The following is a 5,585-nucleotide window of genomic DNA, read 5'->3' as shown; positions in this document are numbered from 1 at the left end:
AACCTGCCCGCCCTCTGGATCCCCGAGGCGTCCAAGGAAGAGGCCATGCTCGCCGGCTACACCGTGGTGGACCCCGCCACCGTGATCTCCACACACCTCACCGAGGTCTTCCGGCGCAACCTCCACGAGTTCCTGGGCCGCCAGGAAGTGCAGGCCCTGCTGGACAACCTGCACAAGCGCGCCCCCAAGGCCGTGGAGGAGCTGGTGCCCGGCGTGCTCTCCCTGGGCCAGGTGCAGAAGGTGATCCAGAACCTGGTGCGCGAGGGCGTCTCCGTGCGCGACATGCTCACCATCGTGGAGACCCTGGCCGACTACGGGCACGCCAGCAAGGACCCCGACCAGCTCACCGAATACGTGCGCGCCAAGATGGGCCGCAGCATCGTGAAGCCCTTCCTCTCCACCGGCGGCACGCTGCCCATCTTCACCCTGGCCCCCACCGCCGAGGGCATGGTGCAGGAATCCATCCGCCACACCGACCACGGCTCCTACCTGGCCATGGACCCGGGCTCCGCCCAGCAGCTCATCGCCAGCATCAACCAGAACATGGAACGCGCCATCGTGGCCGAAGGCCAGCCCGTCCTGCTGGTCGCGCCCATGACCAGGCCCCACTTGGCCCAGCTCTTGAATAGGTTTCTGCCGGCGCTGCCGGTGATCTCCCAGGCCGAGATCCCGGCGGAAATCAAGCTGCAATCGTTGGCAACCATAGGACTCAGCCATGCGGGTTAAGACCTTCCGAGGCGCGAGCGCCGCCCAGGTGATGGCCCAGATCAAGAAGGAACTGGGGCCGGAAGCCGTCATCCTCTCCAACCAGACCAGACGGGAGGACGGCAGGCAGATCTGCGAGATCATGGCCGCCGTGGAGCCCGAGCAGGAAGCGGGCGGCTTCCCCGGTCAGGATTCCGACGATCTTCCTGGCGCCGGTTCCGCTCCGCGCGGCGCGGGCTGGGAGCGCGAATGGCGCGAGATGAAAGACCACCTCTCCGCACTGCTCAAGCCCCACATGAGCCACGAAGGCCTGGCCCCCCGCCAGCGCATGGCCATGGAATACCTGGAGCGCGAGGGCGTGGACGAGGCGCATCTGGTGGGGCTGCTGCGCAAGCTCAAGGCCTCGCCCGGCGTCTCCATCCTGGCGGAGCTGGGCAGGCTGGCCCGCGTGAAGCCCTACGGCCAGTTCCACGAGCGCTTCCAGCTGGCGGCAGGTCCTTCCGGCGCGGGCAAGACCACCGTGCTGGCCCGCATGGCCCTGGAGGCCCGGCGGCTCCATCCCGAAAAACGCATCGGCATCCTCAACTGCGACGGCCGGGGCGCCGGCGGGAAGGCCATCCTCAAGCGCTACGCCGAGCTTTCGGGCATCAACTTCGCCGACGCCACCGAACCCGAGGACTTCAACAAGGTGCTTCTCGCCTGCCGAAACTTTGACACCATCTTCGTGGACCTGCCCTCCCTCCCCCAGGGACGCACCCTGGCCCAGTGGCTGGGCGAACGCTCCCTGGCGGGGCGCGACGACGTGGCCGTGCACCTGGTGCTGCCGCCCTACATGGCCCAGGGCCACTACGAATCCCTCTGGAAGCGCCACGCCTCCGGCCTGGTGAAAAGCATCGTCTGGACGAAACTGGACGAAGCGGATAGCTTCGGGGCGCTGATCAACGTGGGCCACATGACCGGACTGCCCGCCTCGGCGCTCTCCTACGGCCCCGGAGCGGCGGGGTCCATGTCCCCTGCCGACTCCCAGGCCCTCTGGCGGCTGGTGTTCTCCCACCAGATGCCCACCGCGCAAACCCCGTCCGGCTCGCAGGAGCAGGCCGCATGAACGACGCCCCCAACAGACTTCCCCTGGTGTTCACCGTCACTTCCGGCAAGGGAGGGGTGGGCAAGACCAACATCTCCGTGAACCTGGCCCTCTCCCTTTCACGGATGGGTCGGCGCGTGGTGCTCCTGGACGCCGACCTTGGCCTGGCCAACGTCGACGTGCTCCTGGGCCTGGCCCCGGAGCTGAACATCTTCCACCTGTTCCACAAAGGCATGAGCCTCAAGCAGGTGCTTTTCAAGACGCCCTTCGGCTTCCACATCCTGCCCGCCTCTTCGGGCGTGGCTGACATGCTCTCGCTCTCCACGGGCCAGAAGCTCGACCTGCTCGAAGCCATGGACTACCTCGAGGACCGCATCGACTACCTCATCGTGGACACCGGCGCGGGCATCGGCGACAATGTGCTCTATTTCAACATGGCCGCCCGGGAACGCCTGCTGGTCTTGACCACGGAACCCACTTCGCTTACCGACGCCTATGCGCTGGTGAAGGTGATGCACCTCAACCACGCTGTGAACCGGTTCCGGGTTGTGGTGAACATGGCCCCCTCGGAAAAGGCGGCGAAGCAGGTGTTCAGCAAGCTCTACGCTGCGTGCGATCACTTTCTCGATGGGATTTCGCTGGATTTTGTGGATTATATCCCGCATGATGCAGCCGTGAGGCAGGCCGTGATCCGTCAGGTTCCGTTCTGTCACATGGCCCCGGAAGCCCCCGCCAGCCTGAAGGTGGCGGATGTCGCGCGAAAAATCACCGGATGGGACTCGGACGCGCACCTCGATGGAAACATCAAGTTCTTCTGGAAAAAACTCCTCTTCCAAGAGCAGTCCGTGGCTTAGTTTCGAGGCCGGGGCCAAGCTCTGGCAGGACTTCGGCCAGCCCGAACGCCAGGAGATCGTGCGGCACTATTCGCCCAAGATCAAACTGCTCGCCCTGCGCCTCAAGGTCAAACTGCCCCCCAGCGTGGAACTGGGCGAACTGCTCAGCGCCGGAGCCCTCGGGCTCATGGAGGCCCTGGGCCGCTACAAGCCGGAGCTGGGCATCAAGTTCGAGACCTTCGCAGAATCGCGCATCAAGGGCGCCATGCTCGACGAACTGCGCAAGCTCGACTGGTTCAGCCGGGGCCAACGCCACCGCGTGCGCATCATCGACGACGCCATGCGCCGCATGGAGGCCGCCTCCGACAAGACCCCCAGCGCCGAATCGCTGGCCCAGGCCACCGGGCTCACCGTCAAGGAGGTCAACCAGGCCATGGAGGCCATGCAGAGCCAACTCTGCCTGAGCCTGGACGCCATCTCCGAAAACCTTACCTCCTTCAAGCAGCAGCAAATCGACAACGAACCCTACAAATCCGCAGCGCTCAAAGAAATCGTTGACAAACTCGCGCTGCTTATTGATGAACTGACGCCAAGGGAGCAGCTCGTGCTCTCGCTGTACTACGTGGAAGAACTCAACATGCGCGAAACCAGCGAGGTCATGGGCATCACCGAGGGCCGGGTTTCCCAGCTGCACTCCCAGGCCCTTGCCAAACTGCGCGGGAAATTCCACGCCCAGTACGGCATCGTAGACGCTTAGACGCAAGCATCGGCAAAGCGTAAAGGAGACCATCATGGCCGTGAACAAGGACATGCGCGTGCTCGTCGTGGACGATTTTTCCACCATGCGCCGCATCATCAAGAACATTCTGCGGCAGCTCGGCTTCACCAACATCATCGAAGCCGACGACGGCACCACGGCCTGGGAGACCCTCAACAAGGACAGGATCGACTTCGTCATCTCCGATTGGAACATGCCCAAGATGCCCGGCATCGAGCTGCTCCGCAAAGTGCGCTCCAGCGAGGAATTCGCCGCCATGCCCTTCCTGATGGTCACGGCCGAGGCCCAGCAGGAGAACATCATCGAGGCCGTCCAGGCCAAGGTGTCCAACTACATCGTCAAGCCGTTCACGGCCGAGACGCTCAGCCAGAAGATCGAAAAGATCTTCGAAAAATAAACGCGGGCGGGGCCAGCCCCGCCCCGTTCACCTTCACCGGTCCACCAGGCCATGGTCCCCGCCCCTCCGCCAGACGATCCAGGTGCGACCGGTCCCCGGGCGCAGGCCTTCGCCGCCGAAGACCCGGAACAGACCAAGGCCAAGCTCGACGACGCGGAGCTCTCCGCCTCCGGCTCACCACGCGCCCTCCAAAAGGTGGAGCTGGACCTGGACGACGCCCCCTTCCTCGAAGAGGAAGAGGAGCTTCCGCCGCCGCCCGAAGAACTCCCCAAAGCCCCCGCGCCGCAACCGCTCGGCGATGAAGTCGCCGTCAAACTGCCCCTGTGGAAAAACAAAAAGGTGATCCTGGGAGCAGCGGCCCTCCTCCTGTTCCTCATCGGCTTCTGCGGATGGTGGTTCTTCCTGCGCTCCGACGAACCGCCGCCGCCTCCGCCTCCGCCGCCCCCCGTCGTGGAGCCCCCCAAGCCGGTGGAACCTCCGCCGCCGCCCCCGCCGGCGGACATCTTCGTGCCCCTGGCCCCCTTCCTGGTCGAAAAAACCGACGAGAAGGGCGCCACCAAGATTCTTTCACTGAAGCTCAAGCTGGTCTACAAGGAAGACCCGCGCCTCGCACAGGAGATCCAGGCCAAAACCTTCTCCCTGCGAGACGGCCTCTACTACAACCTCAAGAATAAATCTTTCGCCCTGCTGACCGATAAGGATTCCGTCGAGCAACTCCGCGACGAACTCCGTGGGGTGGTGAACAACTACCTCAACACCGGACAGATCGATCAGATCCTTTTCGAGGAACTGCTGGTGAAATGATGAGCGACATCAACATCGTCACCACCGTGGCCCAACTGCCCAATCTCCAGGGCATGGCCGGAGCCCAACTGGCCCACCCCGAGGCGCAGCAGGTCTTTGCCGCCCAGATGGCCCAGCAGGTGCTCAAGGATCAGCACGAGCAGGTCCAGAAGGTGGAAAAGCAGGATGGCAGCGAAGCCGTGCGCGAAGACAAGGAGGGACGCCAGGACCCCAGACGCCACGCCTCGGGCCGCAGGGCCGCGCCCCAACAACACCCCGAGCCGGATTCCGAGGCGCAGCCCGCCTCCTCCTCCCCCTGGCTCGGCCATCTCATCAACAGGAAGGTCTAGCCTTGCCTCTCCAGGAATGGTTTCTCTTGGCGCTCACCGGTAGCGAACTGGTGCTGCTCATCCTCATCGTGGGCTTCTTCTCCCGGCTGCGCCGCTCCGAAGACATGCTCCAGGCCCTTCAGGCCAATCAGGCCGAACTCATGGGCAAGCTCCAGAAAAGCGCCCTGCTCGAGCAGGAACTCCTGGATTCCTTCGAACAGCGCCAACGCGAACTCGTTCGCCTGGAAGACAAACTCGCCATGCGCGAACGCGAACTCTCCAAACTCCTTCGCATGGCCGAAGAAGTCAGCCGCTCCCCTGAATTCCTGCGCCAGACCGTGCTGACCGGCCTGAAAAAAGGCCAGACCGCCAGAGAACTCGCCAAACTCACCGGCCTCTCCCAAGACGAAGTGGAACTCATCGCCTCGCAGAACCGGCGCTGACCAGCACGACCCGCCCCACACCACGCAACCACGCGACGTTCGGGGGAGGAGCCTCCCCGGCCCCGACAATGGCTTCGTTGCTTCATCGGCCGGGATGTCGTGTCCCGTTCCGGTGTGCGGGACAAGCACAGCGGCAGACACCCGCCGGGAACGCGCTCAAGGCGGCACTTTTCCCGGCGGACTGCCATCGTCCGCCCGCGGCGACGAACATGGAATGTGTCTTCAGAAATTCT

8 protein-coding genes are annotated in these 5,585 nt (G+C 64.2%); all 8 read left to right on the top strand.

The features are described from left to right. Positions 1 to 726: FHIPEP family type III secretion protein (locus ACV4UX_RS16935; protein ID WP_491594458.1), on the top strand; the 726-nt coding region annotated here is incomplete at its 5' end. Next, entirely contained in the window at positions 716 to 1,810 is a 1,095-nt protein-coding gene (locus ACV4UX_RS16930) for a flagellar biosynthesis protein FlhF (RefSeq protein ID WP_491594457.1), read from the top strand. The genes ACV4UX_RS16935 and ACV4UX_RS16930, both read left to right, overlap by 11 nt. Next, on the top strand, positions 1,807 to 2,643 hold the full coding sequence (locus tag ACV4UX_RS16925; RefSeq protein ID WP_491594456.1) for a MinD/ParA family protein: 837 nt from the start codon (positions 1,807 to 1,809) through the stop codon (positions 2,641 to 2,643). Before ACV4UX_RS16930 ends, ACV4UX_RS16925 begins: the two co-directional genes overlap by 4 nt. Next, entirely contained in the window at positions 2,585 to 3,379 is a 795-nt protein-coding gene (locus tag ACV4UX_RS16920) for a FliA/WhiG family RNA polymerase sigma factor (RefSeq protein WP_491594455.1), read from the top strand. Before ACV4UX_RS16925 ends, ACV4UX_RS16920 begins: the two co-directional genes overlap by 59 nt. A 34-nt stretch (positions 3,380 to 3,413) precedes the next feature. Beyond that, positions 3,414 to 3,797 (top strand): chemotaxis response regulator CheY, encoded by a 384-nt coding sequence (locus ACV4UX_RS16915; protein ID WP_173080722.1) that lies wholly within the window; start codon positions 3,414 to 3,416, stop codon positions 3,795 to 3,797. 51 nt (positions 3,798 to 3,848) lie between these two features. After that, complete coding sequence (locus ACV4UX_RS16910) at positions 3,849 to 4,601, top strand: flagellar basal body-associated FliL family protein (RefSeq protein WP_491594454.1); 753 nt, start codon at positions 3,849 to 3,851, stop codon at positions 4,599 to 4,601. After that, complete coding sequence (locus ACV4UX_RS16905; RefSeq protein WP_491594453.1) at positions 4,598 to 4,930, top strand: hypothetical protein; 333 nt, start codon at positions 4,598 to 4,600, stop codon at positions 4,928 to 4,930. The genes ACV4UX_RS16910 and ACV4UX_RS16905 overlap by 4 nt, the downstream gene beginning before the upstream one ends. 2 nt (positions 4,931 to 4,932) lie before the next feature. After that, positions 4,933 to 5,352, top strand: a complete 420-nt coding sequence (locus ACV4UX_RS16900) for a hypothetical protein (RefSeq protein WP_491594452.1) — start codon at positions 4,933 to 4,935, stop codon at positions 5,350 to 5,352. The last annotated feature ends 233 nt before the right edge of the window (positions 5,353 to 5,585 follow it).

The sequence above is a fragment of the Fundidesulfovibrio sp. genome (assembly GCF_058402725.1).
The sequence above is the reverse complement of the archived record's forward strand: the minus strand, read 5'-3'. Positions and strand labels throughout refer to the sequence as shown.

Coding starts and splice junctions, on each gene's coding strand:
- ACV4UX_RS16910 (WP_491594454.1), top strand. CDS start 3,849: ATGGTCCCCGCCCCTCCGCCAGACGATCCAGGTGCGACCGGTCCCCGG.
- ACV4UX_RS16925 (WP_491594456.1), top strand. CDS start 1,807: ATGAACGACGCCCCCAACAGACTTCCCCTGGTGTTCACCGTCACTTCC.
- ACV4UX_RS16915 (WP_173080722.1), top strand. CDS start 3,414: ATGGCCGTGAACAAGGACATGCGCGTGCTCGTCGTGGACGATTTTTCC.
- ACV4UX_RS16930 (WP_491594457.1), top strand. CDS start 716: ATGCGGGTTAAGACCTTCCGAGGCGCGAGCGCCGCCCAGGTGATGGCC.
- ACV4UX_RS16905 (WP_491594453.1), top strand. CDS start 4,598: ATGATGAGCGACATCAACATCGTCACCACCGTGGCCCAACTGCCCAAT.
- ACV4UX_RS16920 (WP_491594455.1), top strand. CDS start 2,585: ATGGAAACATCAAGTTCTTCTGGAAAAAACTCCTCTTCCAAGAGCAGT.